Genomic DNA, 25138 nt, shown 5'->3' on the forward strand with positions numbered 1-25138 from the left:
CTACGGGGTTGCGGGCAGGATCAGCGCGTCCAGTACCGCGACGCCTTGTCCCGCCTCTTTGATCAGCAATGGATTGACTTCGATTTCCGCCACATGCGCGGGCGCGGCAAGCAGGGCATTGCCCACCGCCACGATGCTTCTGCACGCAGCCGCCACGTCGGCTTGGGGCTTGCCGCGGTAGCCGTCCAGCAGCGCGTAGGCCTTGAGCTCCTGCAGCATTTGCAGCGCGATGTCCTCGTCCACCGGCAGCAGGCGATGACTGGTGTCCTGGTACAGCTCGGTCAGCACGCCGCCCAAGCCCACGGTCAGCACCGGGCCGAAGACGGGATCGCGCGTGGCGCCGACGATGATCTCGGCCACGCCGCGTTCCATCTTCTGCACCATCGTGCCGTCGATGCGCGCGTCCGGCTGCGCCGCGGCCGCGGCACGCGTTACTTCGGCAAAGGCGCGGCGCACGGCCTCGTCGTCGGCCAGGTTCAGCGCCACGCCGCCCGCCTCGGTCTTGTGCGCGATGTCGGCGCTCAGGATCTTCAGTGCCACCGGATAACCGGCTGCACGCGCTTGCGCGACGGCTTCGTCCGCATTGACGGCCGCGCCCACCCGCGCTTGCGGCAAGCCAAAAGCGGCCACGTATTCGCGCGCGTCGGCTTCGTTGCAGGGCAAGGCTGGAACGGCGGCCGCGGCCAAGTCCGGCGCCGCCGCGATGCGTTTGGCGCCGCGCGCCTCGCACCACAGCAGGTAAGGCGCCAGCGTTGCGACCGCCAGGCCCAGGTCCTCGAACACGGCCACTTCCGCATCGCGCAGAGCGGCGCGGCTCTGGGCCAGGCCGGTATCGATGGCGACGAACAGCCGTTGATGCCGGCGCGACACATCCGTCAGCGCGTCGGCCATGCGGTCCAGCATATAGCCGGGCGCGTACACGACCACCGCGTCGATCGCGTCGGTCGTGGCCAGCGCCTCCAGCACGGTGTGCACGAAAGCCGGATCGTTGACCACGTTGCCGGTAACGTCCACCGGATTGCCGACCATGCCGTAATCTGGAATACCGCCGCGCAGCACCGCCTGCAGGTCAGGCGGCAGATCGGGCAGGTCCAGTCCCGCGCCGATGAACTTGTCCGCCAGGATCGCGCCCAGCGCGCCCGACATGGTCAGCACCGCGACGCGCTTGCCCGCCGTGCGGTGCCGCAGCGTGGCCAGGCTGGCCAGGTGCGCCATCTGCGCGAAATCGTTGGCCTCGATCACATTCAACTGGCGAAACGCCGCGCCGTACACGCGCCGGTCTCCGGCCAGCGCCGAGGTATGCGACTGCGCCGCCTGCGCGCCCTTGTCCGTGGTGCCGGCCTTCAGTGCGATCAGCAACTTGCCCTGGCGCTCCAGTTCGCGGCAGGCGCGTATGAAGCGTTCGCCGTCGCGCAGCTGCTCGATGTAGCCCAGCACGATTTCCGTCTGCGGATCCGCCGCCAGGTACTCCAGGTATTGCGAGAAATCCAGGCAGGCCTCATTGCCGGTATTGATGAAGTGCGAGAACGGCAGGTCCAGCCGGCGCGCGATCGCGTAGACCGCCGCGCATACGTTGCCGCTCTGCGTCAGCAGGCTGACCTTGCCCGGCCCCGTCTGCGCCGGCGCGGTCTTGAAAACCGAGGCGAACGCCGTGTGGGCCTGCGTGTTCAGGTTGGCGAAGCCCATGCAATTCGGACCCGCCACGGCCATGCCGCTTTCGGCCACGAAGGCCTCCAGCTCATCCTGCAGGCGCGCGCCCTCGCCGCCCGCTTCGGCAAAGCCCGCGGCGTAGACGATGGCGGCGCGCACGCCCTTGGCGTGGCAACGGCGCAGCATGGGCGTGACGTCCGCGGCCGCGATGGCCAGCACCGCCAGGTCCACCGGCTCGGGCACGGCCTCGATGTCAGGCCAGCAGCGGCGGCCGAACACTTCCTGGTACTTGGGATTGACGGGATAGATGCCGCCCGCGTAGCCGAAGCGCGTCAGCAGCTCCAGCGGCATGCCACCGATGCGCCCGGCGTTGGCGCTGGCGCCGATCATCGCGATGGAGCGCGGATTGAGCAAAGGGTCCAGAGACGGGGTCATGCTGCCTCGCCCTTCTTATTGCGCTGGATGGCCTGCGCCAATCCGCGTTCGCGCACGGCCTGGAATTCCTCGCTCAGATGCGACAGCTGGTGTGTGTCGAAATGCGCCGACAAGGCGGTGCGGAAGCCCTGCGCGTCGGCCGTGCGGTTCAGCGAACGCTTGATCAGGCGCAGGCCAAAGGGCGGCGCCTGCGCGATGCGCTGCGCCAGCGCCAGGGTCGCGGCGTCCAGTTCGGCTTCGGGCACAACGCGGTTCACCATGCCGATGCGCAGCGCTTCCTGGGCGTCGACCTTTTCGCCGGTGTAGAGCATTTCCTTGGCCTTGCGCAGACCCATGACCCAGGGATGGATCAACACCTCGGTCGCGGCCGCCGCCAGCGTGTGGCCCACCGGATCGGAAAAGTATGCGGTGTCGGAACACACCACCAGGTCGCACATATTGGCAATCATGAAGCCGCCCGCCACGCAGGCGCCCTGGACCTGGGCCACCGTCGGCTTGGGAAAGTCCCAGATGCGCATGCAGTAGCCGTAGTAGCGGCGCGACTCGTACTCCCAGCGCTCTTCCACCGTGAAATCGGCGCGCTTGGCCTGCGCTTCCTTCAGGTCGTGGCCGGCGGAAAAGTGTGCGCCGCGGCCGGCCAGCACCACGACCCGCACCGAGTCGTCCTGTTCGGCGCGCGTCAGCGCGTCGTCCAGTTCATCCAGCATCTGCTGGCTTTGGGCGTTGCGCGCGGATTCGCGCGCCAGGCTGATGCGGCATACCGAGTCGTGCCGCTCGACGGCCAGGGTGGCGTATTCCATGGTCTCCTCGTCCTTGTTCTGCCGCGCCTTGAAAGGCGGCGCGGTCGACTGGATTGAATTAACGCACTCGGAATCCTAAAATACAAAATATTCAATCAATATTTCCCACATTATGAACAACAGTGGTTCCACAGGCGGTACCCAGAGCATGCGACGCGCCCTGGGCCTGCTGCGCGTGCTGGCGCAGCATCAGGAAGAAGGCATAGACCTGCAAGGCGTGATGGCCGAGGCCGGGCTGGAGCGCTCCACCGCGCACCGGCTGCTCAGCTGCCTGCTGGAGGAACAGTTCGCCGAACGCGACGCCCAGACCCGGCGCTACCGCCTGGGGGTCGATTCCATGCAATTGGGATTCGCGGCGCTGCGGCGCACGCCCTTGCTGGACGCGCTGCGTCCGTTCGCACAGAAGCTGGCGCGCCTGTCGGGCGACACGGTGTTCCTGGTGATACGCCAGGGCGACTACGCCCTCTGCCTGCTGCGCGAGGCCGGCTCATTCCCCGTGAAGGTCTTCACCATCGACCAGGGCGAGCGGCGCCTGCTGGGCGTGGGCGCGGGCGGACTGGCATTGCTGGCTACCTTGCCCGACGAGGAAATCGCCGCGCTGTATGCGCGGCATTCCGCCGCCTATGCGCAAATCGGCGCGTCCAGCGCCGCCTTGATGAAATCGGTCAGGCAGGCGCGCACCGCGGGCTATTCGGAAATCGTGGACACCATCACGCCCGGCGTTTCGGGCGTGGGCGTGGCGTTCCGGGTGTCGGAACTGACCTGGGTGGCTTTCAGCTTCGGCGCGATCAGCAGCCGGCTGGACGCGCCCCGGCGGGCGCAGATGGGCGCGCTGCTGCGCGCCGAATGCGAGGCGTGGGCCCAGGATTACCTGGAAAAATAGAGCCCCACGCTGCGCGAACTTGCTGCCCCAAAAGGGGGCAGCCCAGCGGTAGAGCGGCCGCCGCGCTAGCGTGCCGCCGCCGCCCCCCCTGGTGCGTCAGATCCGCTCGAAAATGGCGGCAATGCCCTGGCCGCCGCCGATGCACATGGTCACCAGCGCGTAGCGTCCGCCCACGCGCTGCAGTTCATGCAGCGCCTTGACGGTGATGATCGCGCCGGTGGCGCCGATGGGGTGGCCCAGGCCGATGCCGCTGCCGTTGGGGTTCACCTTGGCCGGATCCAGCTTCAATTCGCGCGACACCGCGCAGGCCTGCGCCGCGAACGCTTCGTTGGCTTCGATCACGTCCATCTGGTCCACCGTCAGGCCGGCGCGCTTGAGCGCGGCCTGCGTGGCCGGCACCGGACCGATGCCCATGATGTTGGGGTCCACGCCGGCGTGGGCGTAGGCCACCAGGCGAGCCAGCGGCTTGATGCCGCGCTTGGCCGCGACCGAGGCGTTCATCAGCACCACGGCGCCCGCGCCGTCGTTCAGGCCCGAAGCGTTGCCCGCGGTGACCGTACCATTTTCCTTCTGGAACACCGGTTTCAGCGTCGACAGGTTTTCCGCCGTGACATCGCGGCGCACATGCTCGTCGGTGTCGAACACCACTTCGCCCTTGCGCGACTTCATCACCACCGGCACGATCTGGTCGCGGAAGTAACCCGCGTCGATGGCGGCTGCGGCGCGGCGATGCGATTCCGCGGCCACGGCGTCCTGGTCCTGGCGGCTGATGCCGAACTTGGCCGCCACGTTCTCGGCGGTCACGCCCATGTGCATGCGGCCGAACGGATCCGACAAGGCGCCGGTCATCATGTCCAGCATGACGCTGTCACCCATGCGCGCGCCCCAGCGCTGCGCCGGCGCGATGTACGGCGCGCGGCTCATGCTCTCGGCGCCCGCGCCGATGGCGATTTCAGCATCGCCCAGCATGATGGTCTGCGCGGCGGACACGATGGCCTGCAGGCCCGAACCGCACAGGCGGTTGACGTTGAAGGCGGGCGTTTCCTTGGCGATGCCGGCGTTCATGGCCGCCACGCGCGACAGGTACATATCGCGGGGCTCGGTGTTGATGACGTGGCCCACGGCGACGTGGCCGACCTCATCGCCCTTGACGGCGGCGCGTTCCAGCGCGGCCTTGATGACGGTTGCGCCCAGGTCGCACGGCGGCACGTCTTTCAGCGCGCCCCCGAAATCGCCGATGGCAGTGCGGACGGCAGAAGCGACGATGACTTCATTCATGGTGTTTCCTCCTTGTAATGCGTTCCATCATACCGCCGCCGCCCGGCCGCCGCCTCCTCCCCAAGGCTTGCGCGCGACGCGCAAGGCGCCATCACCCGATAGCGAAGGGATAGCACCAATGCCCGGATCGATACGGAAGTCATATCATCCACGCCAACCGCCTTTCGGAGCGCCCTCATGGATTTCCGTCATCTGCAGCAGTTCCTGGTCCTGGCCGAAACGCTGAACTTCCACCGCGCAGCCGAAAAGCTGCACATGTCGCAGCCGCCGCTTTCGGTGTCGATACGCAAGCTCGAGGAGATGGTGGGCGTGCCGCTGTTCCAGCGCGGCCGCCAGGGCGTGAAGCTCACCGAAGCCGGCCTGGCGGCGCTGGACGAAGCCCGCCGCGCCCTGTTCCACGCCGAGCAATTCCGGCAGGCGGCGCGCGCGGGCGCCGCGGGCGAAGGCGGCACCGTGCGCATCGGCTTCGTCGGCTCCGCCACGCACGGCGTGCTGCCGCGCATCCTGCCGCCGTTCCGGCAACGCTATCCTGGCGTCACCGTGGTGCTGCGCGAAGCCACCTCGATACGCATCATGCAGGAACTCGAGGAAGACACGCTGGAGGTCGGCATCGTGCGCGTGCCGGTGGCGATGGGATCGAACGTGCGCCTGGCTCCGCTCACGACCGAGAACTTCGCGCTGGCCGTGCCCAAGACGCATCCGCTGGCGCGGCGCGGCCGCATCCGCCTGGCAGACCTGGCCGACGAACCCTTCATCATGTACACCGCCAGCGAAGCCGCCGGCCTGCGCATGGCCGCCATCAACGCCTGCCAGCTGCGCGGCTTCACGCCCCGCATCACGCAGGAAGCGGTGCAGGTGCAGACGCTGCTCAGCCTGGTGGAAAGCGGCCTGGGCGTGGCGCTGGTGCCGGCCGGCGGCCGGCGCTTGCCCGGCACCAACGTGATCTACAAGACGCTGGCCGATTTTCCAGCCGATGCGTCGATCGGCATTTCCCTGGCATGGAACCCCGCCACCGAGCGCAGCGCCACGCGCAACCTGCGCGAAATGGCCAGCCAGGCGTTCCGGGACAAGACCGCGAAATAGGCGGGCCGCTTGCGGCAACACGGCCGCCAGGCTTAGGATGGAGCATGGGTTTTATCCTCACCAGCGATCCGGGAGCGCATCGTGAAGACAGTTGCTGAGATACTCAGGGAAAAAGCCAATCATTCCGTCGTGACGGTTTCGCCCGACGCGTCGGTGTTCGAAGCCGTCAAAATCATGGCGGAACGCAGCATCGGGGCCGTGGTGGTGGTCCAGGGCGATGCCGTGCTGGGCATGCTGACCGAGCGCGACTACGCCCGCAAGATCGTGCTGCAGGATCGCTCCTCGCGCACCACGAAGGTGCGCGACATCATGACCGATTCGGTGTACTACGTCGGCCGCGCGGACACCCGCGAGCACTGTATGGCGATGATGACGGAACGCCACTTCCGTCATCTCCCTGTCATCGAGGACGGCAAACTGATCGGCCTGCTTTCCATCGGCGACCTGGTCAAGGACGTCATGAGCGAACAGAAGTTCATCATCCACGAACTCGAACGCTACATCACCGGCGAACGCGGCTGACGCCGCGTCCCGCGCGCAACGGGACTCGCGGCTAGCCGGCAGCGAGCGCCCTGAACGCCGGCACGATCAGTCCCATGCCGGCCGCCAGCAGCAGCACGAACACCATGCGCTTGACGGTCTGCATCGAGCCCGCCGTGCTGTAGCGGCGCGCCACCCAGGTCACGCCGATCACGACCGGCAGCGCCAGCAGGCTCAACCAGAACGACGAGGCCATGAAGGCGCCCTGCCCGGTCACCAGCGCCAGCCGCACCACGGCGTTCAGCGAAAACAGGATCAGCAGGCTGTTGCGGATGGCCGCCAGCGGCAAAGGCTGGCGGTACAGGTGATAGACCATGGGCGGCCCGGCGCTGGAAAACAATCCGCCCAGCACGCCCGACACGGCCCCGAAGAAGACGAACGATCCGCGCGAGGACACGCTCGCCAGCGGCTGCGCGCGCGCCACCAGCAGCACCGCGCAGCCGAGGATCGTGCAGCCCAGCAGCAACTGCAGCAATACGCTCATGGATCCGCTGATCCAGGCCAGCGCGGCAACGCCCGCCCCGACGCCGACCAGACTGCTGGCCATGGCGGGCCGCATCAGCGACCAGTTCACCTGGGGCTTGGCCCGCGCCAGCGTCACCGCCGCGTTCACCAGCGACAGCACGCTGACCACGTTGGCCACTTCGGATACGGACGCCAGCTGGAACACGCCCGACAGACCCAGCAGCACCAGCCCGAAGGCGAAGCCCGTCATGGTCTGCGCATAGGTGGCGAGCGCCACGCAAGCGAGGAACAGCAAATATTGGGAAATGCTCATGCTAATGGGTAGAGCCTGACCTGCCTCGGCTCTGCCCGGAGCGGCGCGTTGCGCGGCGCGGGAGCGGATCGACGGGGTACAGCGTAAGAGGTCTGCTTGGGATCTGTTTTTTCGCCGGCGATGATAGCACCGGGAGGCCCGTCCACATACTTTGTCACAAATGGATGCGCTCGTGCACCATGCCCCGGGTGACGTGCCGCTATCCTTGCCGCCCTGTGTATCCCTTGCGCCTTTGCTCCCGCCGCGGCATCCGCCGCGCCGCCTGAGTGCGGCGCGCGTGCCCGCAAGAATGACGCCCAAACAGACCACGATCAACACGGTAACGCTGACCTGCTCGACCTGCGGCAGCGCCCAATTCACCAAGCTGGACACCAACGAATACCGCTGCAGCCATTGCCACGCGGTCACGCTGGTCGAAGACAACGTCGCCCAACGGCTGGAGAAGATCCTGCGCGGGATGCAGCAGCCGGCTGCCAAGCCGCAGCTAGGTCCGCGCGCCATCGCGGCGATCGCGGTCGCCGTGGCCGCCGTGTTCGTGGTGCCGCTGGTCGCATCCATGCTCGGGTCCAAGCCGACCGTCACGCGGCAGCCGCCGGCGCCCCCTCCCATCGACGCCGCGCTGGTCAAGCTGACCGACGTGCAGGAAATCCGCGTCCGCGACCGCACCCAGCTGGTCATGATCATGCGCAACGAGACCGGCAAGAAGATCGACGTGCCGCGCGTCACGGCGTCGTTCTTCCAGGGCGAACTGTCGCTACCGTCGAACTCCGGTTCGGCGCCGGCGCGCTCGCTGCAGCCGGGCGAATACACGCCTGTCACGATCTCCACGCCCAGCCAGGCCTACAGCCGCTACACGCTGCAGGTCTCGCAGCCGAGGCTGGCGCGGGACCGGAACAACGAGGTGGCCGCCAGCAAGGTGCAGCTGGTGCGCAACGATGGCGCCTACCGCCTGGTCGGCCTCCTGAAGAACAACGGCGCCAACGAGGCCAACAGCAGCCAGATCACGGTGATGCTGTACGGCGAGGACGGCAAGCTGATCGGCACCGGCAACGGCTACGGCGCCGCCAGCCCGCTGGCGCCGAACGCGCTGACCTCCTTCGACGTGCGTTGCGAAATGCTGGCCGAAGGCCCGGTCGCGTCCTATGACTACATGGTGCAGAGCGAAAACCCGGCCGTCTCGCCGGCCGCTCCCAAGGAAGAAACGCCGCCCAGCCGCATCGTGCGCGTCAGCCCTGCCGACCCGCGGGTCATCGAACACGTGCGCCTGAGCACCGAGGAACTGCTGGATCCGGGCTTCGCCCTGTTCGACGCCAGCGCGCTCAAGCTGTCGGCTCCGCGTCGCCTGCTTGACGAGATCGAGCGCCCGGTCATGTATGCCGAGCTGGTCAACACCAGCGACCAGTACGTGGTCCTGTCGCCCAAGGCGGACATCTCGCTGTTCGACGGTTCCCGCCGGCTGGAGGTGCGCCAGAGCTGGAGCCTGCCGGCGCGCCTGTACCCTGGAGAACGGGTGCCCGTGGCGCTGACCGGCCGCATCGACCGCTACACCGAGGTCAAGACCGACTGGCTGCCCGCCAAGCGCGCCGCCCTGCCCGGCCCCCGCCCCAAGCTGGCCGTCACGGTCGAGAACACCGAGGCCCAGGTCGGCACCGGCACCCTGAACTTCACCCACCGGTTCCGCTACAAGTACGTGACCGTGCATGGGCGCGTGCGTAACGACAGCCAGGCCGAAGTGGAAAACGTCAGAGTCTGGGTCAGCCTGTACGACGCCCAGGACAAGCTCACCGGCGCGATATACCAGGAACTGCGGCTGCCCAAGCTCAAGCCAGAGGAAAGCGCGCCGTTCCAGGTGGACGTAAAGCAGTACGGCGGCAATTTCACGCGGGTGGGCGTGGTGTACGAAGCCGGGCCGCGCTAAGCCGCTGCCCCGGACATACCCGCCCGGCGCCCCTGCCGGGCTTTCCCTTCCTGCCTCGCCCCCCCAGGGCGCGCCGCCCCGCGTCGCCCTTAAGCAACAGCTATGGGCTCAAGTCTTATATAAGATATAAGACATTTGCTTGCGTCCCCCTGTTCCCTCTACAATTCGGCGAACAACCCTTCTTCCAACCCGACTTTGAGCAGGCCTCACATGCTGGATAATTACCGCCAACACGTTGCCGAACGCGCGGCTCTGGGGATTCCCCCGCTGCCCCTTACGGCCAAACAAACCGCTGAACTGATCGAACTGCTCAAGAACCCGCCCGCAGGCGAAGAGCAGAACCTGGTCGAGCTGCTGACGCACCGCGTGCCGGCCGGCGTGGACGACGCCGCCAAGGTCAAGGCTTCGTACCTGGCCGCCGTGGCGCTGGGCAAGGAAGCTTGTGCGCTGATCAGCCGTGCCAAGGCGACTGAACTGCTCGGCACGATGCTGGGCGGCTACAACATTGGCCCGCTGGTCGACCTGCTGGACGACGCTGAAATCGGCACCATCGCCGCCGACGCGCTGAAAAAGACCCTGTTGATGTTCGACGCCTTCCACGACGTGAAGGAAAAGGCGGACAAGGGCAACGCCAATGCCAAATCCGTGATGCAGAGCTGGGCCGACGCCGAATGGTTCACCAGCCGTCCGGAACTGCCGCAAAGCCTGACCATCACCGTCTTCAAGGTGCCTGGCGAAACCAACACCGACGACCTGTCGCCGGCTCCCGACGCCACCACCCGCCCCGACATCCCGATGCACGCCCTGGCGATGCTGAAGAACAAGCGCGACGGCGCCGCGTTCGAACCGGAAGAAGACGGCAAGCGCGGCCCGGTCAAGTTCATCGAAGCCCTGAAGGAAAAGGGCCACCTGGTCGCCTACGTCGGCGACGTGGTCGGCACGGGTTCGTCGCGCAAGTCGGCCACCAACTCGGTGCTGTGGTTCACCGGCGAAGACATCCCCTTCGTGCCGAACAAGCGCTTCGGCGGCGTGTGCCTGGGCAACAAGATTGCCCCGATCTTCTACAACACCATGGAAGACGCCGGCGCCCTGCCGATCGAACTCGACGTTTCCAAGATGGAAATGGGCGACGTGGTCGAACTGCGCCCCTATGAAGGCAAGGCCTTGAAGAACGGCGAAGTCATCGCCGAATTCGAAGTGAAGTCCGACGTGCTGTTCGACGAAGTGCGCGCCGGCGGCCGCATTCCGCTGATCATCGGCCGCGGCCTGACCGCCAAGGCGCGCGAAGCGCTAGGCCTGCCGGCCTCGACGCTGTTCCGCCTGCCCAAGGATCCGGCCGATACCGGCAAGGGTTACACCCTGGCCCAGAAGATGGTCGGCCGCGCCTGCGGCATGCCGGAAGGCAAGGGCATCCGCCCGGGCACCTACTGCGAACCGAAGATGACCTCGGTCGGCAGCCAGGACACCACCGGCCCCATGACCCGCGACGAGCTGAAGGACCTGGCCTGCCTGGGCTTCTCGGCCGACCTGGTGATGCAGTCGTTCTGCCACACCGCCGCCTACCCCAAGCCCGTGGACGTCAAGACGCACCACACCCTGCCGGAGTTCATCAGCACCCGCGGCGGCGTCTCGCTGCGCCCGGGCGACGGCGTGATCCACTCGTGGCTCAACCGCATGCTGTTGCCCGACACCGTCGGCACCGGCGGCGACTCGCACACCCGCTTCCCCATCGGCATCTCGTTCCCGGCCGGCTCGGGTCTGGTCGCCTTTGCCGCCGCCACCGGCGTGATGCCGCTGGACATGCCGGAATCGGTGCTGGTCCGCTTCAAGGGCAAGCTGCAACCCGGCGTGACCCTGCGCGACCTGGTCAACGCGATCCCGCTGTACGCCATCAAGCAAGGCCTGCTGACGGTCGCCAAGCAAGGCAAGAAGAACATCTTCTCCGGCCGCATCCTGGAAATCGAAGGCCTGCCCGACCTGAAGGTCGAACAAGCCTTTGAACTGTCGGACGCTTCCGCCGAACGTTCGGCCGCCGGCTGCTCGGTGTTCCTGAACAAGGAACCGATCATCGAGTACATCAACAGCAACATCGTGATGCTGAAGTGGATGATCGCCAACGGCTACGAAGACGAGCGCACGCTGGGCCGCCGCATCAAGGCCATGGAAGCCTGGCTGGCCGATCCCAAGCTGCTGGAGCCGGACGCCGACGCCGAATACGCCGCCGTGATCGAAATCGACCTGGCCGACGTGCACGAACCCATCGTGGCCTGCCCGAACGACCCGGACGACGTGAAGACGCTGTCGGAAGTCGCCGGCGCCAAGATCGACGAAGTGTTCATCGGCAGCTGCATGACCAACATCGGCCACTTCCGCGCAGCCTCCAAGCTGCTGGAAGGCAAGCGCGATATCCCGGTCAAGCTGTGGGTCGCCCCGCCGACCAAGATGGACGCCACGCAACTGACCGAGGAAGGCCACTACGGCGTGTTCGGCACCGCCGGCGCACGCACGGAAATGCCGGGCTGCTCGCTGTGCATGGGCAACCAGGCGCAGGTGCGCGAAGGCGCGACGGTCATGTCGACCAGCACCCGCAACTTCCCGAACCGCCTGGGCAAGAACACCAACGTGTACCTGGGTTCGGCCGAACTGGCCGCGATCTGCTCGAAGCTGGGCCGCATCCCGACCAAGGACGAGTACATGGCCGACATGGGCGTCATCAACAAGAGCGGCGACCAGATCTACCAGTACCTGAACTTCGACAAGATCGCGGACTACAAGGACGTGGCTGACGTCATCGAAGTCTAAGCGTCGGGCAGCGCAGCCTGGCTGCATCGCCTGCAAGACGGCCCCGGAGAAATCCGGGGCCGTTTTTCTTTTCCTGGTGCATGCGGCATAGGTCGGAGAATTTCAGGGACGGAACTTTTTGCGCGATACGTTTTCATACAATCGCGGTAACTTGTGACATCCACTCCCCCAACCCTGCCCCGATCTCCGGAGGAAGACCGCCAATGACCCGGCTTTTGCTGCCGCCCCTGCTATTGCTGGCGCTCGCCGGCTGCGCCACCGCGCCGCCCTCGAATCCCGAGAACATCTGCGCCATCTTTCGCGAAAAGCCGGACTGGCACGATGCCGCCCTGAAGGTGCAAAAAAAGTGGGGCGCACCGGTGCCGGTGCCCATGGCCATGATGTACCAGGAGTCGTCCTTCAGGCAGGACGCGGTGCCGCCGCGCTATTACTTCCTGGGCTTCATCCCCTGGGGCCGCGTCAGTTCCGCCTACGGCTACGCCCAGGCCAAGGACGAGACCTGGGACGATTACAAGAAGGATGCAGGAGGCTGGGGCTCCAGCCGCGACGACTTCGCCGACGCGCTGGATTTCATGGGCTGGTACATGAACAAGACCCAGCGCATCAATGGCGTGTCCAAGTCGGACGCCTACGGCCAGTACCTGAACTACCACGAGGGCTGGACCGGCTACCGCAACCGCAGCTTCGATCGCAAGGCCTGGCTCAAGACCGTGTCCAAGAAAGTCCAGGCCCGTGCCGACAAGTTCGCCTCGCAGTACAAGGGCTGCGAGGCGGACCTGACACGCGGCGGCTGGTTCTGGTGAACGCCGCCCAGCCTTAGAAGTCCATGCTCGCGCTGAGCAAGAAGGTGCGCGGTCCGCCCAGCACCAGGTAGCCGTTGCCCGGATAGCCGCCCACCGAGGACCAGTAGTTGCGATTGGCGATATTGTCCACGCGGGCGCGCAGGGTCACGACGTGGCCGTCCACATCCATCATGTAGCGCAGGCCCGCATCGAAGCGGGTCCAGCCCGGCACCTTGAGCGTGTTGGCGTCATCCGCATAGGACGAGCCGGTGTAGACCACCCGGCCATCCACGGCCAGGCCCGGCACGCCGGGAATATCCCACTCCACGCCCATATTGGCCTGGAAGCGCGGCACGCCGATCACGCGGTTGCCGTCGATGGACGGGTTGCCGGTGGAGATCTGCTTGGCGTCCAGCCAGGTCAGGCCGCCCAAGAGGCGCACGCTCTTGATGGGTTCGCCGTACATCGTGAGTTCCACGCCCTGATGACGGTCCTTGCCCGAGGTCGTCAGCTCGTTGCTGGCGTTGTACATGGCGCGCGGCTTATCGGTGGAGAACAAGGCCAGTCCCGCCCCCAGGCCATCTCCCTCGTACTTCGCGCCGATTTCCTTCTGCTTGGAGACAAACGGCGGCAGGCTCTGGCCGGCATTGGGCACCGGCTTGCCGCCGGCATTGGCCGGGGCGGTCGGCCCCGCGACCAGCGCCTCGATGTAGTTCGCGTACAGCGAAACGCTGGGCGCGACCTTGACCACGAGGCCCGCGGCGGGCGAATTGTGGCTGGCGTCGTAGGCGCCGTTTTCCTTGCCGGTGTTGTATGCGTAGTCGCGTTGCGACAAGCGCTGATGGCGGATGCCGGCCGTGAGCAGCACCTTGTCGTCCAGGAACGACAGCGTGTCGCCGATGGCGTAGCTGCTCAGGCGGGTGCGGCCCTGCAGCGCCGGATCGTCCAGGTCGTTGCCGCGCAGCGCGGTGGCGCTGAACGGCGGCTTGTCATACGAAATCGGGTTGTAGATGTTGGTGGGATAGGTGTTCTGCCAGTCCATCACATAGGCGTTCTTCTTCTTCAGGTCGAAGAAGGATGCCGACACGACGAACTCGTGGCCCACCGGGCCGGTGCGCACTTTGCCTCGCAGGCCCAGTTCGCCCGTATTCACGCTGTCCTCGCGGGTGTTGTCGAAGCGGTAGAAGGTGCCCGCGCCCGTGCTGCCGTTGGTCAGCGTGACGTTGCCCAGCGAATTCGCTTCGTCGCTGCGGCGCATGCCAAAGGCCGCATAGGCGGTCAGCTTGTCGCTGAAATCATGTTCGCCGCGCACGGTGCCGAAGACATCGCGCTCGTTCGAATACGACCACGGCTGAGCATAATTGGAGCTGGCGTCGGGCGCGTCCGGCACTTTGGTGACGCCGGCGCCCAGCGTCACGTTGGGACGCGCGCGCTTGAGCTTGTTTTCCTGCCAGCCGATGTCCGCAGACAGGCGGGTGTCGGCCGAACGCCAGTCCAGGCCTAGCGAGACCAGGCTGGTGCGCGAGTGTTCATCGTCGATGCCGGTGTCGCCGCTGCGCTGCGCGGCGTTCAAGCGGATGCCGGTGCTGTCGCCGGGACCGAAGCGGCGGGCGATGTCGGTGGACAACTGGAACTGCCCGCCGCTGGACACGCCGGTGGTAACGCGGGTCAGAGGTTCGTTCGGCGCGCGCTTGGGCACCAGGTTGATCACCCCGCCGATGCCGCCGCCGCCGGGCGAGGCGCCCGTCAGGAAGGTCGAAGCGCCGCGCAGGACTTCCACGCGCTCGAACAGCTCGGTGGCGATGTACTGGCGCGGCAGCAGGCTGTAGAGGCCGTTGTAGGCCACGTCGTCCGACCCCAGGATGAAGCCGCGGATGAAGTACGACTCCTGGAAGTTGCCGAAGCCGCGCGCCACGCGCACGCCCGAATCGTTCTGCAGCACGTCGCCCACGCTGCGGGCCTGGCGGTCCTGGATCAGTTCATTGGTGTAGCTGGTGATGCTGAACGGCGTGTCCATCACGTCTTGGGTGCCGAACAGGCCGATGCGGCCGCCGCGGGCGACCTGCCCGCCGGCAAAGGGTTCGGCCAGGCCGCCGGCCGAGGCGTCGGCGCTGGCCTCGACCTTGATGGCGTCCATGGAAACCACGGAGCCGGTCTGGTCAGACGCGGATTGGGCGTGGGCAACGGGGAGATAGCACGGCAGCGCGGCGGCCATGCAGGCAAGAGTTCGGATTTTCATGTCGGGGAGTTCGCAGGCAGATATCAAAATCCCGATGGGGTCACGCGCGCACTGGAGAACTACGGATGCGTCTGGAATGTGCCGGAAGGCCGGGGCCTTGCCGGGCCGGCTGCGCCAAAGGGGACTGGGATTGCTGAGCGCTCATTCTACGGCAAACGGAATCATTCTCATTTATGTTACTTTTTGTTTGAGAATGTCCGTTGCCGGGGCGCCACAGCTGTCGAGCGCGGCGCCCCGCTTCCCGCCAGGCTATCGACCGTCCGCTACGCCTGCGCGGGGGTCATAGCCGGACGCCGCCATGGTTTCCAACGGGTACAGCGGGCGCGCGCGCCGGCGGAACTCGAACAGCGACCAGTCGGAACTGGTGACGCCAGGGCTGTCGCATTCGACCAGCGCCTGGGAGATCGGCACGAACACCGGCCGGCAATACATGCGCGACTTCACCAGCACGAAACGGGCGCGGGATGGGTCCAACCCCAGGCTTTGGAACACGCCCAGATCCCAGGGCTCGTGGGTCTGCTCGGTCAGCACCAGCTGCGCGGCGCCTATGTCCAGCACCGCGCTGCGGCCCATGCAGGCCAGTTGCCCGGTGTAGGTCGGGCCGGTGATCACATATTCGCCGTTGCTCAGCGCGCGCACGGTGCCGCGCAGCGTGACGGGCTGGGCGCCGCGGCCGATCTCGTCGATGGCGCGCTTGTTGCCCACCGGCAGCTCCACCGTGGCGCCGACGCCCGCGCGGGTCAGTTCCGCGACGGCCTCCGGGTCGCAGTACAGCCCGGCCTGGATGCCTTCCAGTCCGGCCTCCAGCGCGGCCATCAACACGTCCAGGGTGTCGCAGGTGCCGCCGCTCATACAGTTGTCGCCATGGTCCAGCAGCAGCACGGGTTTGCTGGCGCCCTCGGCCAGCGCCTTGGCCCGCGCCAGCGACGCGGCCAGTGGCTCGCTGTCGTAGTAGAAGCCGTCGCGCTGTTCCCAGATCAGCGCGGCGACCTCTCCCGCCACGCGCTCCGCCTCGGCGCGGTCGCCGTCGGCGACGGCCACCACGCTGACGCAGGGATACGGGATGTCGGCCAGGCCGAAGCCCGCCAGCACCGATACGCCCAGCGCGCCCGCGGCCTCGGCCTGCCGCGCCGCTTCGACGGCGGCGCGCATGGCCCCTTCGGCCGTGTTGCTGCGCAGGGAATGCGACACCAAGGGCAGCCGGCGCCACGCCATGACCGGCTTGCACTTGCCGTCCATGCCCGCGAACAGCAACCTGCCGGCGTGCTCGCCGGTTTCGTACATGTCGATGTGGGGATAGGTCTTGAAGCTGACGATGACGTCGGCGTTGTCCATCATCTTCTGCGTGACGTTGCCATGCAGGTCCAGCGCCACCGCGACCGGCACGCCGGGCGCGGCGGCGCGCAGCCGTTCGAGCAGATCGCCCTCGCCGTCGTCGGTGGTCTCCACCGCCATGGCGCCATGCAGGTCCAGCAGGATGACGTCGCAGCCCGGCGCAGCGGCCACGATGCGGTCGCACAATGTGGCGTAGGCCTGGCCGTCGACGCGGCCGCTGGGATAGGCGGTGGCCGAAACCGGCGTGACCAGCTCGGCGCCGCGCGCTTCGGCCAAGTCTATGAACGCCGACATCGCCGTGCGCTTGCCCTTGTTCTCTTCATAGGCCGTCGCATCATAGGCCGGGCCGCCGTTGCCGAAGGCGGACAAGGGCGTGGGCACGGGCGAGAAGGTATTGGTCTCGTGATTCAGACGCGCGATCAGCACCTTCATTGCACGCCCCCTTGCGCGAACTGGATACGGCCGCAGCAGCGCAGCATGGCGTGCAGCAGCACATTGCAGCCCGCCTCCAGGTGCTCGGGCTGTGCGTCCTCGATTTCGTTGTGGCTGATGCCGTCCTTGCAGGGCACGAAGATCATGGCGGTCGGCGCCACCCGCGCCATGTAGACGGCGTCATGGCCCGCGCCGCTGATCACGTCCAGCGAATCCAGGCCCAGCGTGCCGGCGCCGTCGCGGATCGCCTGCACCAGCCGGGGCTCGAAGGGCTGCGGCGGGAAGTACACGACCTCCTTGCTTTCGACCTGGAAGCGGCCGGGCTCGGCCAGTTCTTGGCAGGCGCGCGCGAACGCCGCGGCCATGCTGTCCAGCGTGGCGTCGTCGGCCGCGCGCAGGTCCACGGTGAGCGCCACGCGGCCCGGGATCACATTGCGCGAATTCGGGTAACCGTCGATGCAGCCTACCGTGCCGCGCCCGTGCGGCGCGTGCTCCAGCGCAATGCGGTTGACCTCCAGCACCAACCTGGACGCCGTCAGCAAGGCGTCGCGGCGCAGTTCCATCGGGGTGGGTCCGGCGTGCGCCTCCTGGCCGGTAATGGTGACGTCGTACCAACGCTGGCCCAGGGCGCCTTGCACCGCACCGATGGTGATGCCCCGATCCTCCAGGATGGGGCCTTGCTCTATGTGTGCCTCGAAGTAGGCGCCGACCGCCCCCGGCCGCGCCGCTTCCGGGCCGGCGTAGCCGATGGCGCGCAGCGCTTGATCCACGCTGACGCCGTCGCGGTCCTGCGCCGCCAGGGCGTGCTCCAGCGTGAAGGCGCCGGCATACACGCCCGAGCCCATCATCACAGGCACGAAGCGCGAGCCCTCCTCGTTGGTCCACACCACCACTTCCAGCGGCGCCTCGGTGGCGATGCCGCGTTCGTGCAGGGTGCGCAGGACCTCGATGCCGGCGAGCACGCCGTAGTTGCCGTCGAATTTGCCGCCAGTGGGTTGGGTGTCGATATGGCTACCCGTCATGACGGCGGGCAGGTCGTCACGCAAGCCCGCGCGGCGCATGAAGATATTGCCGATGGCATCCACGCGCACGCTGCAGCCCAGCTCGCGGGCCCAGGCGCAGACCAGGTCGCGGCCCTGCCGGTCCAGGTCGCTCAACGCCAGCCGGCACACGCCGCCCTTGTCGGTGGCGCCGATGCGGGCCAGCTCCATCAGCGAGTTCCAGAGCCGGCTGCCGTCGATGCGGATGCCGCTGACGGCCTCCAGTGTGTTCATTTCCATGGTGTTTCCTTGAATCCTTGCTTCCTGTTTCGCCTCGCGGACGGTCCCTATACGCCCACGCCCAGATATCGGTCCTTCACGTTCTCGTCCGCCATGAAGGCCTCGTTGCTGCCCTGGTAGACGATGGATCCCTGCTCGATGATGAAATGGCGGTCGGCCAGTTGGGTGCAGACCTCCAGGTTCTGCTCCACCAGCAGGATGGTGACGCCGGCCTGCTTGATGGATTTGATCTGCGCCACGATTTCCTCGACGATCACCGGTGCCAGACCCTCGACCGGCTCGTCCAGCATCAGCACGCGCGGATGGTTCATCAGCGCGCGGCCGATGGCGAGCATCTGCTGTTCGCCGCCGGACAGCTGGCCGCCGCCGTTCCTGCGCCGCTCCTTCAGGCGCGGAAAGATGCGGTAGATGTCTTCCAGCTGCCAGGGCGAATCGCGGCGCATGCCCAGCTTCAGGTTCTCCTCCACCGTCAGCAGCTTGAAGATGCCGCGGTGCTCGGGCACCAGGCAGATCCCCATGGACGCGATCTTGTGCGCCGGCAGCCCGGCGATGTCGCGCCCGCCATAACGCACCGCGCCGCCCTTGGGCGCAATCACGCCGGCGATGGTCTTGAGCGTGGTCGATTTGCCCGCGCCGTTGCGCCCGAGCAGGGTGATCACCTCGCCCTGCGGCAGCTCGAGCGACACGCCTTGCAGGATGTGGCTCTTGCCGTAATAGCTGTGTATGGCGTCGACATGCAGCATCATGCCCGGCCTCCCGTGATCATGTTGCCCAGGTACGCGGCGCGCACCCGCTCGTCGCTGCGGATCGCGTCGGGCGCGCCTTCGACCAGCACGCGGCCCTGCTGCATCACCGTGATCGTGTCGGAGATGTCCATCACGATGTTCATGTTGTGCTCGATCAGTACCACCGTGTGGTCGTCGCGCAGGCTGCGGATCAGCCGCTTCATTTCCTCCAGGTCGTCCACCCCCATGCCGGAAGTCGGTTCGTCCAGGAAGATGGCGCGCGGCCTGGCCGCCAACGCCATGCCCACCTCCAGGCGCCGCTGCTGGCCATGCGACAACGCGCCCGCCGCAATCCCGGCCAGCCGCGACAGGCCCAGCCGTTCCAGCGCCGCGTCGACGACCTCGCGTTGCGCCCGGGGGCCCGTGGGCGGATGCCAGCAATCGAAGGCGCCGGCGCGATGCGCGCCCTGCGCCGCCAGGCGCAGGTTCTCCCGCACCGACAGGTTGGCGAACAGGCTGGTGACCTGGAACGAGCGCGCGATGCCGCGCTGCACGCGCTGGAAGTCGGCCTCCTGCGTGACGTCCTGGCCGTCGAACACAATGCTGCCTTCGCTGGTGCGCAACGTCCCCGTCAGGATGTGGAACAACGTGGTCTTGCCGGCGCCGTTGGGCCCGATCACGGAATGCACCGTGCGCGGCCGCACCTGCAAGTCCACCCCATGCAGCGCCACGAACTTGCCGAAGCGCTTGACGATGCCGCTGGCTTTCAGCAGCGGCGCGGAATTTTCCTGGTTCATGCGCTGCCCTCCTTGGCGGCCGGCTCCCCGCCGGCAGGCTTGCGCCGCAGCGCCAGCCAGATGCGTACTCCCAGCCCCCACAAGCCCTTCTGCATGAACAGGCTGACAGCTATCAGCAGGAAGCCCAGCAGCATCAGCCAGCGCGGCCACAAGGTGGAGAGCCAGTCCGCGAACAACACGTAGAACGCGGCGCCCAGCACCGAGGCGAACAGGTTGCCGGTGCCGCCGATCACCGTCATGACCAGGATCATCTCGCTGCTGTGGTATTCGATGCTGGACAGCGGCGCGATGCCGGTCATCATCGCCAGGAAGGCGCCGGCCAGCGCCGTGACCGCGCCGGAAATGGCGAAGGCCGACAACTTGAAGAGGCGCACGTTATAGCCAACCGCCATGGCGCGCGCCTCGTTGTCGCGGATCGCCAGCAGGGTGCGGCCGAACACCGAATTGGTCACCCGCAGCAACAGCCAGAACACCACCAGGAAGCACACCGCCACGAAGGCATAGAACTGCCAGGGCGTAGCCAGCGGCATGAGTTCCATGCCGGCGACGGAAAATGCCGGACGCGGCACGTCCAGCAGGCCGTTGTCGCCCCCGGTCAGGTCGGGCAGGCTATATGCCAGGAAGTAGAACATCTGCGCGAAGGCCAGCGTCAGCATCACGAAGTAGGTGCCGCGCTGGCGGATTGCGAACCAGCCCACCAGCGTGGCCCCCAATGCGCCCACTACCATCGCGGCCAGCAGCGCCAGCGGCATGGGCAGGCCGGTGCGCGTCAGCAGGATACCGACGGCATAGCTGCCCAGGCCGAAGAAGATGCCCTGGCCGAACGACAGCAGGCCGGTGAATCCAAGCAGCAGGTTGCAGCCGAGCACCGCCAGGGAATAGATCAGCACTTCCGTGGCCAGCGAACCCGACTGCATGCACAGCGGCAGCAGCAGGACCACGGCCAGCGCCAGCAGCAACTGGGCGTGAGATTTCAAGCGCGTCATCATCCTCTCCCCATCAGGCCGTGCGGACGCAGCAGCAGCACTGCCGCCATCGCCACATAAATCATCAGCCGCGCGCCTTCCGGCCACAATGTGCTCATTACGCTCTGCACCACGCCGATAAGCAGGCCGCCGACCAGCGCGCCGAAGAAGCTGCCCATGCCGCCCACCACCACGATGACGAAGGCGATGCCCAGCGCCTCGATGCCCATGAAGGGCTCCACGCCGCGGATCGGCGCGGCCAGCACGCCTGCCAGGGCCGCGGTCGCCGCGCCCAGCGCGAACACCAGGCTGAACATGCGGAACACGTTGATGCCCAGCATGGACACCATTTCGGTGGATTCGCTGCCGGCGCGCACCGCGCTGCCCAGCCGCGTGCCTTCCAGCACGTACCAGAGCAGCAGCGAGAAGACCGCGGTGAAACCGATCACGAACAGGCGGTACTTGGGATAGATGAAGCTGCCCCACATGACCACGCCCTGCAACGCGGACGGCGCGGCGACGTTGTCGCCTATCGGGCCCCAGATGACGATGACCAATTCCTGCAATACCAGCGCCAGGCCCACGGTGATCAGGATGTGGAACTCGTGCGCCTGTGCGTAGACGTGGCGCAGCAGCACTTTTTCAGTCACCCAGGCGAATGCCCCCACCAGCAGCGGCACGATGGCCAGCGCCAGCCAGAAGTTCAGGCCCCACTGGATGGCCTGGAAGCAGAAGTAGGCGCCCAGCAGATAGAACGCCCCGTGGGCGAAGTTCACGAAGCGCAACAGACCGAAGACGATGGACAGGCCGACTGCCAAAAGGAAGTACAGCATGCCTACCCCGATCCCATTGATGATCTGGAGGAGATAGACGTTCATTGAAATGCCCGATGGAGGAAACGAAAGGCCGCGGGGCTTGCGGCGACCACGGACGCGGCGCGTCCGCGGTCGCCCGCCTCAGGGGCGCGCTACAGCTTGCAGCCGGTCTCCGCGGGCGGCAGGAAAGAGCGGCCGCTATGCACGATCTCGGCATAGTCGTCCTTGTCCTTCATGTCCTTCTTGGCGCGGCCCTTGAGCAGGTAGTAGTTCTTCAGGACCTGGTGGTCTTCCTTGCGGATTTCCTCCTTGCCCGTCAGGCCTTCGTAGGCCATGCCCTCCATCACGGCGATGACCTTGGCCGGGTCGGCGCTGCCGGCCCGGGCGATGGCGTCCAGCATGATGCGGGTGCAGATGTAGGAGCCCGCCAGGCTGTAGTTGGGATTGGCGCGCGTCTTGTCCCGGGACAGCTGCACCAGTTCCTTGTTCAGCGGCGAGTCGATGCCGTGCCAGTACTGCGCGCCGAAATACACGCCTTCGCACAGGTCGGCGCCCAGGCCTTCGAACTGTTCCAGGCCCGACGCCCAGGCCACCAGGATGGTGCAGTTCTGCTTCATGCCGAAGCTGACGGCCTGGCGCAACGTGTCCGAGGACTGCGAGCCGAAATTCAGGATCAGCAGCACGTCCGGCTTGGCCGCCATGGCGTTGGTGAGGTAGCCGCTGAACTCCTTCTCGGTCAGCGAGTGGTAGCTGTTGCCCACATGCTCGATGCCTTTTTCCTTGAAGATCGCCTTGGCCGCGCCGAGCAGGCCGTCGCCGAACACGTATTGCGGCGTGATGGTGTACCAGCGCTTGGCGTTGGGCAGCTTTTCGAGCAAGGGGCGCACGGTCTGTTCGATGGCGCCGAAGGTGGGTACGGACCAGCGGAAGGTCGCGCGGTTGCAATCCTTGCCGGTGATTTCGTCCGCGCCCGCGGTGGTGATGAAGACGCCGCCGGCGCGCTCGACTTCCTTGCCCATGGCCAGCGCCTCTGATGACAGGATGCCTCCGGCGAAGAACTTGACGCCCTTCTGTTGCGAGATTTCCTGCACCTTGCGCACCGCCGTTGCCGGCTTGCCCTCGGTGTCCAGCACGGTGTAGGCCAGCGGCCGGTCCAGCGCGCGGCCGTACTGTTCCAGCGCCAGTTTCATACCCAGGTCGGCGTACTTGCCGTTGGCGGCAAAAGCACCCGACATGGGCACCGGACACCCGAACTGGATGGCATCGGCTTGCGCCAACGCGGACCGGGCGGCCCACAATGATCCGGGCACCGCGCCAAGCGCGGCCATTTTCAGCAGGTTGCGGCGATTCAAGATGGTTCTCCCTGGCTGCCGCTGGCGCTGCCGCGGCATATTGACGATGTCGGGCGCGCACCATGCGCGTCCCCATTCCGACTCTGTCTGCTCCGAGCTCCCGTGCCAGGGCCGCCGCCACGCGGGCGTACTCGCAAGTCCTGGCGCTTCGTGCCTATACTGCGACTACCATCCTATTTATCATGATAAATAGGATTATTATCATGATCAGTTTGGCGAGCCGGCTCTGTCAATAGCGGGCGCATCAGGTATAACCCGGGGTCCGCGCAGTACCGCCACGGGGCCACCCCGCGCACACCACGCAGCAACGGAGGAACGCAATGGCGTTCAACAGTCATGACCTACAAGCCGCGGGCGCGTCGAGTCCGCCCAAGCGCAGCGACCTGGTCGCCGAGGAGATCAAGCGGCTGATCACGGCCAAGAACCTGTTGCCAGGCGACAAGCTGCCGCGCGAGAGCGAGTTGCAAAGCATGTTCTCGGTCAGCAAGAGCACCATGCGCGAAGCGCTCAAATCGCTGGAGGTGCAGGGACTGGTGAAGGTCAGCACCGGACCGGGCGGCGGCGGCACCGTGGTCGAGGTGCCGCTGGACCGCACTTTCCAGCTGATGCAGAACTACCTTTTCTTCAAGGAAGTGCGGATCGAGGACATCTACCAGGTGCGCAAGCTGCTGGAGCCCGAACTGGCAGCCAGCGCCGTGCCCTTCCTGACAGAGGCGCATTTCGCCGCGCTGGAGGAAAACATCGCCTGCTGCGATCCGTCCGCAGAACATGTGGACGATCCGCTGGCACAGCGCCAGGAAGAGATCAATTTCCACGACATCTTCGCCGCGGCCTGCCCCAATCCGTTCCTGCGGTTCAGCTGCGAGATGACCAACGAAATGATCCGGCAACTGACCGTGTTCGACAACGAGATGCCGTTGTCCGAACAGCAGCGCTTCGGCAGCGCCAACGCGGGTTTCCACCGCAAGATCCTGGCGGCGGCGCGCGAGCGCGACGTCGAACAGGTGCGCGACCTGATGAGCGGGCACATGCAGGACGCGATGCGCTCGGTCAAGCGCATGCACGGCAAGCTCGAGGGCCGGTTGATCCTGGACTCCGAGATGTCGCGGCGCAACGTCACGCGCAAGGCTCGGCGCGGCGGCAGCAAGAAGGCCTGAGGGCGGCGGCCGCTTGCGCCAACCCTCAAGCGGTGCGAACCAGCCGGGCTCACTCCCCCGGCCGTCGCCGACTCAGTCCAGCTTGATGTGATTGGACTCGATCACCGCGCCCCAGCGCTGGCGGTCTTCCTGCACATAGGCGTCGACGTCGGCCTGGCTGCGCGGCGCCTGGATCACCAGGCCCAGCGGTTCGAAGCGGCCGCGGAACGCCGGATCCTTCAGTACCTTGTCCAGCGCCGCCTGCAGGCGCTGCGCCTCGGCCTGCGGCACGGCGCGCGGCACGGCCAGGCCAAACCAGGTGGCGGCGCGGAATCCCGGAAAGCCGCTTTCCGCCACGGTCGGCACCTCCGGCAGCACGGCCAGCCTTTCCGCGGTGGTGACGGCCAGTGCCTTGATCTTGCGTTCCCGCACCAGCGGCAGCGACGTGCTGACCACGTCCACCATGAGTTGCGTGTCGTTGCCCATCAGTGAGGTCAGCGCGGGCGCGCTGCCGTTGTACGGGATATGCGCCACGTCCATGCCGGTGCGTGATTTCAGCAGTTCGGTCGCCAACTGCAGCGGATTGCCGATGCCCACGGAGGCGTAGTTCAGCTTGCCAGGCTGCGCCTTGGCATAGGTGACGAATTCAGCCAACGAGCCGGCCGGCACCTCGTTGTTGGCCACCACCACCAGCGGCAATTCGGCCGCGATGCCGAGCACGCGGAAGTCGCGGGCGGCGTCATAGGCGATGCGCTGGTAGAGCATGGGATTGAGCACCATGCTGGCGTTGCTGGCGAGAAAAACCGTATAGCCGTCAGGTGCGGATCGCGCTACCTGGGTGGCGGCGATCATGGTGTTGGCGCCGGGCTTGTTCTCCACGACCACGGGTTGCCCGAGGTCGCGCGACATGCCCTCGGCCAACACCCGCGACAATTGGTCGGCGGATCCTCCTGGCGTGTACGGCACGACCAGTTTGACCGGCTTGTCCGGAAACGCCGCCAACACGGCGGAAGGGCCCGCGAGCGCGAAGATCGTTGCGGCCGCGATGCGACGCAGCCTGTGGTTCAGTCTGTATGCCATGCTTGTCTCCCGAGCTATCGTGCTCTTGTTGTC

Annotated in this window: 20 protein-coding genes; 7 read left to right on the top strand and 13 right to left on the bottom strand. The window is 66.6% G+C overall.

Annotated features, from left to right (window positions below):
* Window positions 1-2085, bottom strand: coding sequence for an acetate--CoA ligase family protein (locus tag AXYL_RS21850; protein WP_013395039.1), 2085 nt, complete (start codon window positions 2083-2085; stop codon window positions 1-3).
* Window positions 2082-2885, bottom strand: a complete 804-nt coding sequence (locus AXYL_RS21855) for an enoyl-CoA hydratase (protein WP_013395040.1) — start codon at window positions 2883-2885, stop codon at window positions 2082-2084. Before AXYL_RS21855 ends, AXYL_RS21850 begins: the two co-directional genes overlap by 4 nt.
* Window positions 2886-3033: 148 nt before the next feature.
* Here AXYL_RS21855 and AXYL_RS21860 point away from each other — a divergent pair, with 148 nt between their 5' ends.
* Entirely contained in the window at window positions 3034-3768 is a 735-nt protein-coding gene (locus AXYL_RS21860) for an IclR family transcriptional regulator (protein ID WP_013395041.1), read from the top strand.
* Between the two features lie 96 nt (window positions 3769-3864).
* Here AXYL_RS21860 and bktB read toward each other — a convergent pair whose 3' ends face one another.
* Window positions 3865-5046: a beta-ketothiolase BktB gene (bktB, locus tag AXYL_RS21865; RefSeq protein WP_013395042.1), complete on the bottom strand. Its 1182-nt coding sequence runs from the start codon at window positions 5044-5046 to the stop codon at window positions 3865-3867.
* A 177-nt stretch (window positions 5047-5223) separates the two neighbouring features.
* Between bktB and AXYL_RS21870 the strand changes: the two genes are divergently transcribed.
* A complete protein-coding gene (locus tag AXYL_RS21870; protein WP_013395043.1) occupies window positions 5224-6129 on the top strand; it encodes a LysR family transcriptional regulator in 906 nt (301 codons plus the stop codon).
* 81 nt (window positions 6130-6210) lie between these two features.
* A complete protein-coding gene (locus AXYL_RS21875) occupies window positions 6211-6651 on the top strand; it encodes a CBS domain-containing protein (protein ID WP_013395044.1) in 441 nt (146 codons plus the stop codon).
* A gap of 31 nt (window positions 6652-6682) precedes the next feature.
* Here AXYL_RS21875 and AXYL_RS21880 read toward each other — a convergent pair whose 3' ends face one another.
* Window positions 6683-7447: a TSUP family transporter gene (locus tag AXYL_RS21880; RefSeq protein WP_013395045.1), complete on the bottom strand. Its 765-nt coding sequence runs from the start codon at window positions 7445-7447 to the stop codon at window positions 6683-6685.
* Between the two features lie 289 nt (window positions 7448-7736).
* Here AXYL_RS21880 and AXYL_RS35335 point away from each other — a divergent pair, with 289 nt between their 5' ends.
* From AXYL_RS35335 to AXYL_RS21895, 3 genes are all read left to right on the top strand, one after another.
* The gene (locus tag AXYL_RS35335; protein WP_013395046.1) at window positions 7737-9365 is read left to right on the top strand and encodes an FxLYD domain-containing protein; all 1629 of its coding nucleotides are present in this window, start codon (window positions 7737-7739) and stop codon (window positions 9363-9365) included.
* A gap of 210 nt (window positions 9366-9575) precedes the next feature.
* A complete protein-coding gene (gene acnB / locus AXYL_RS21890; protein WP_013395047.1) occupies window positions 9576-12167 on the top strand; it encodes a bifunctional aconitate hydratase 2/2-methylisocitrate dehydratase in 2592 nt (863 codons plus the stop codon).
* Between the two features lie 203 nt (window positions 12168-12370).
* Window positions 12371-12970, top strand: coding sequence for a hypothetical protein (locus AXYL_RS21895; protein WP_013395048.1), 600 nt, complete (start codon window positions 12371-12373; stop codon window positions 12968-12970).
* A 13-nt stretch (window positions 12971-12983) separates the two neighbouring features.
* On the opposite strand, the gene AXYL_RS21900 is transcribed toward AXYL_RS21895, so the two are convergent.
* From AXYL_RS21900 to AXYL_RS21935, 8 genes are all read right to left on the bottom strand, one after another.
* The gene (locus tag AXYL_RS21900; RefSeq protein ID WP_013395049.1) at window positions 12984-15188 is read right to left on the bottom strand and encodes a TonB-dependent receptor; all 2205 of its coding nucleotides are present in this window, start codon (window positions 15186-15188) and stop codon (window positions 12984-12986) included.
* A 249-nt stretch (window positions 15189-15437) separates the two neighbouring features.
* On the bottom strand, window positions 15438-16955 hold the full coding sequence (locus AXYL_RS21905) for a M81 family metallopeptidase (RefSeq protein ID WP_013395050.1): 1518 nt from the start codon (window positions 16953-16955) through the stop codon (window positions 15438-15440).
* Entirely contained in the window at window positions 16952-18235 is a 1284-nt protein-coding gene (locus tag AXYL_RS21910) for a Zn-dependent hydrolase (RefSeq protein WP_013395051.1), read from the bottom strand. The genes AXYL_RS21905 and AXYL_RS21910 overlap by 4 nt, the downstream gene beginning before the upstream one ends.
* 47 nt (window positions 18236-18282) lie before the next feature.
* On the bottom strand, window positions 18283-18981 hold the full coding sequence (locus tag AXYL_RS21915) for an ABC transporter ATP-binding protein (protein WP_013395052.1): 699 nt from the start codon (window positions 18979-18981) through the stop codon (window positions 18283-18285).
* Window positions 18978-19757, bottom strand: coding sequence for an ABC transporter ATP-binding protein (locus AXYL_RS21920; protein WP_013395053.1), 780 nt, complete (start codon window positions 19755-19757; stop codon window positions 18978-18980). Before AXYL_RS21920 ends, AXYL_RS21915 begins: the two co-directional genes overlap by 4 nt.
* Entirely contained in the window at window positions 19754-20743 is a 990-nt protein-coding gene (locus tag AXYL_RS21925; RefSeq protein ID WP_013395054.1) for a branched-chain amino acid ABC transporter permease, read from the bottom strand. Before AXYL_RS21925 ends, AXYL_RS21920 begins: the two co-directional genes overlap by 4 nt.
* Entirely contained in the window at window positions 20743-21600 is an 858-nt protein-coding gene (locus AXYL_RS21930; protein WP_013395055.1) for a branched-chain amino acid ABC transporter permease, read from the bottom strand. Before AXYL_RS21930 ends, AXYL_RS21925 begins: the two co-directional genes overlap by 1 nt.
* 89 nt (window positions 21601-21689) lie before the next feature.
* Complete coding sequence (locus AXYL_RS21935) at window positions 21690-22889, bottom strand: ABC transporter substrate-binding protein (RefSeq protein WP_013395056.1); 1200 nt, start codon at window positions 22887-22889, stop codon at window positions 21690-21692.
* Window positions 22890-23209: 320 nt separating this feature from the next.
* On the opposite strand from AXYL_RS21935, the gene AXYL_RS21940 reads away from it, so the two are divergent.
* Window positions 23210-24046 carry a FadR/GntR family transcriptional regulator gene (locus AXYL_RS21940; RefSeq protein WP_013395057.1) on the top strand — a complete coding sequence of 279 codons (837 nt, stop codon included), beginning with the start codon at window positions 23210-23212 and terminating at the stop codon, window positions 24044-24046.
* A 72-nt stretch (window positions 24047-24118) separates the two neighbouring features.
* Here AXYL_RS21940 and AXYL_RS21945 read toward each other — a convergent pair whose 3' ends face one another.
* On the bottom strand, window positions 24119-25105 hold the full coding sequence (locus AXYL_RS21945) for a Bug family tripartite tricarboxylate transporter substrate binding protein (RefSeq protein ID WP_013395058.1): 987 nt from the start codon (window positions 25103-25105) through the stop codon (window positions 24119-24121).
* Window positions 25106-25138: the final 33 nt, after the last annotated feature.

The organism is Achromobacter xylosoxidans A8, from assembly GCF_000165835.1.
Taxonomy (GTDB): Bacteria; Pseudomonadota; Gammaproteobacteria; order Burkholderiales; family Burkholderiaceae_B; genus Achromobacter; species Achromobacter xylosoxidans_B.

Coding starts and splice junctions, on each gene's coding strand:
- AXYL_RS21880 (WP_013395045.1), bottom strand. CDS start 7,447: ATGAGCATTTCCCAATATTTGCTGTTCCTCGCTTGCGTGGCGCTCGCC.
- AXYL_RS21915 (WP_013395052.1), bottom strand. CDS start 18,981: ATGATGCTGCATGTCGACGCCATACACAGCTATTACGGCAAGAGCCAC.
- AXYL_RS21940 (WP_013395057.1), top strand. CDS start 23,210: ATGGCGTTCAACAGTCATGACCTACAAGCCGCGGGCGCGTCGAGTCCG.
- AXYL_RS21870 (WP_013395043.1), top strand. CDS start 5,224: ATGGATTTCCGTCATCTGCAGCAGTTCCTGGTCCTGGCCGAAACGCTG.
- AXYL_RS21905 (WP_013395050.1), bottom strand. CDS start 16,955: ATGAAGGTGCTGATCGCGCGTCTGAATCACGAGACCAATACCTTCTCG.
- AXYL_RS21910 (WP_013395051.1), bottom strand. CDS start 18,235: ATGGAAATGAACACACTGGAGGCCGTCAGCGGCATCCGCATCGACGGC.
- AXYL_RS21920 (WP_013395053.1), bottom strand. CDS start 19,757: ATGAACCAGGAAAATTCCGCGCCGCTGCTGAAAGCCAGCGGCATCGTC.
- bktB (WP_013395042.1), bottom strand. CDS start 5,046: ATGAATGAAGTCATCGTCGCTTCTGCCGTCCGCACTGCCATCGGCGAT.
- AXYL_RS35335 (WP_013395046.1), top strand. CDS start 7,737: ATGACGCCCAAACAGACCACGATCAACACGGTAACGCTGACCTGCTCG.
- AXYL_RS21945 (WP_013395058.1), bottom strand. CDS start 25,105: ATGGCATACAGACTGAACCACAGGCTGCGTCGCATCGCGGCCGCAACG.
- AXYL_RS21900 (WP_013395049.1), bottom strand. CDS start 15,188: ATGAAAATCCGAACTCTTGCCTGCATGGCCGCCGCGCTGCCGTGCTAT.
- acnB (WP_013395047.1), top strand. CDS start 9,576: ATGCTGGATAATTACCGCCAACACGTTGCCGAACGCGCGGCTCTGGGG.
- AXYL_RS21925 (WP_013395054.1), bottom strand. CDS start 20,743: ATGACGCGCTTGAAATCTCACGCCCAGTTGCTGCTGGCGCTGGCCGTG.
- AXYL_RS21895 (WP_013395048.1), top strand. CDS start 12,371: ATGACCCGGCTTTTGCTGCCGCCCCTGCTATTGCTGGCGCTCGCCGGC.
- AXYL_RS21850 (WP_013395039.1), bottom strand. CDS start 2,085: ATGACCCCGTCTCTGGACCCTTTGCTCAATCCGCGCTCCATCGCGATG.
- AXYL_RS21930 (WP_013395055.1), bottom strand. CDS start 21,600: ATGAACGTCTATCTCCTCCAGATCATCAATGGGATCGGGGTAGGCATG.
- AXYL_RS21855 (WP_013395040.1), bottom strand. CDS start 2,885: ATGGAATACGCCACCCTGGCCGTCGAGCGGCACGACTCGGTATGCCGC.
- AXYL_RS21860 (WP_013395041.1), top strand. CDS start 3,034: ATGCGACGCGCCCTGGGCCTGCTGCGCGTGCTGGCGCAGCATCAGGAA.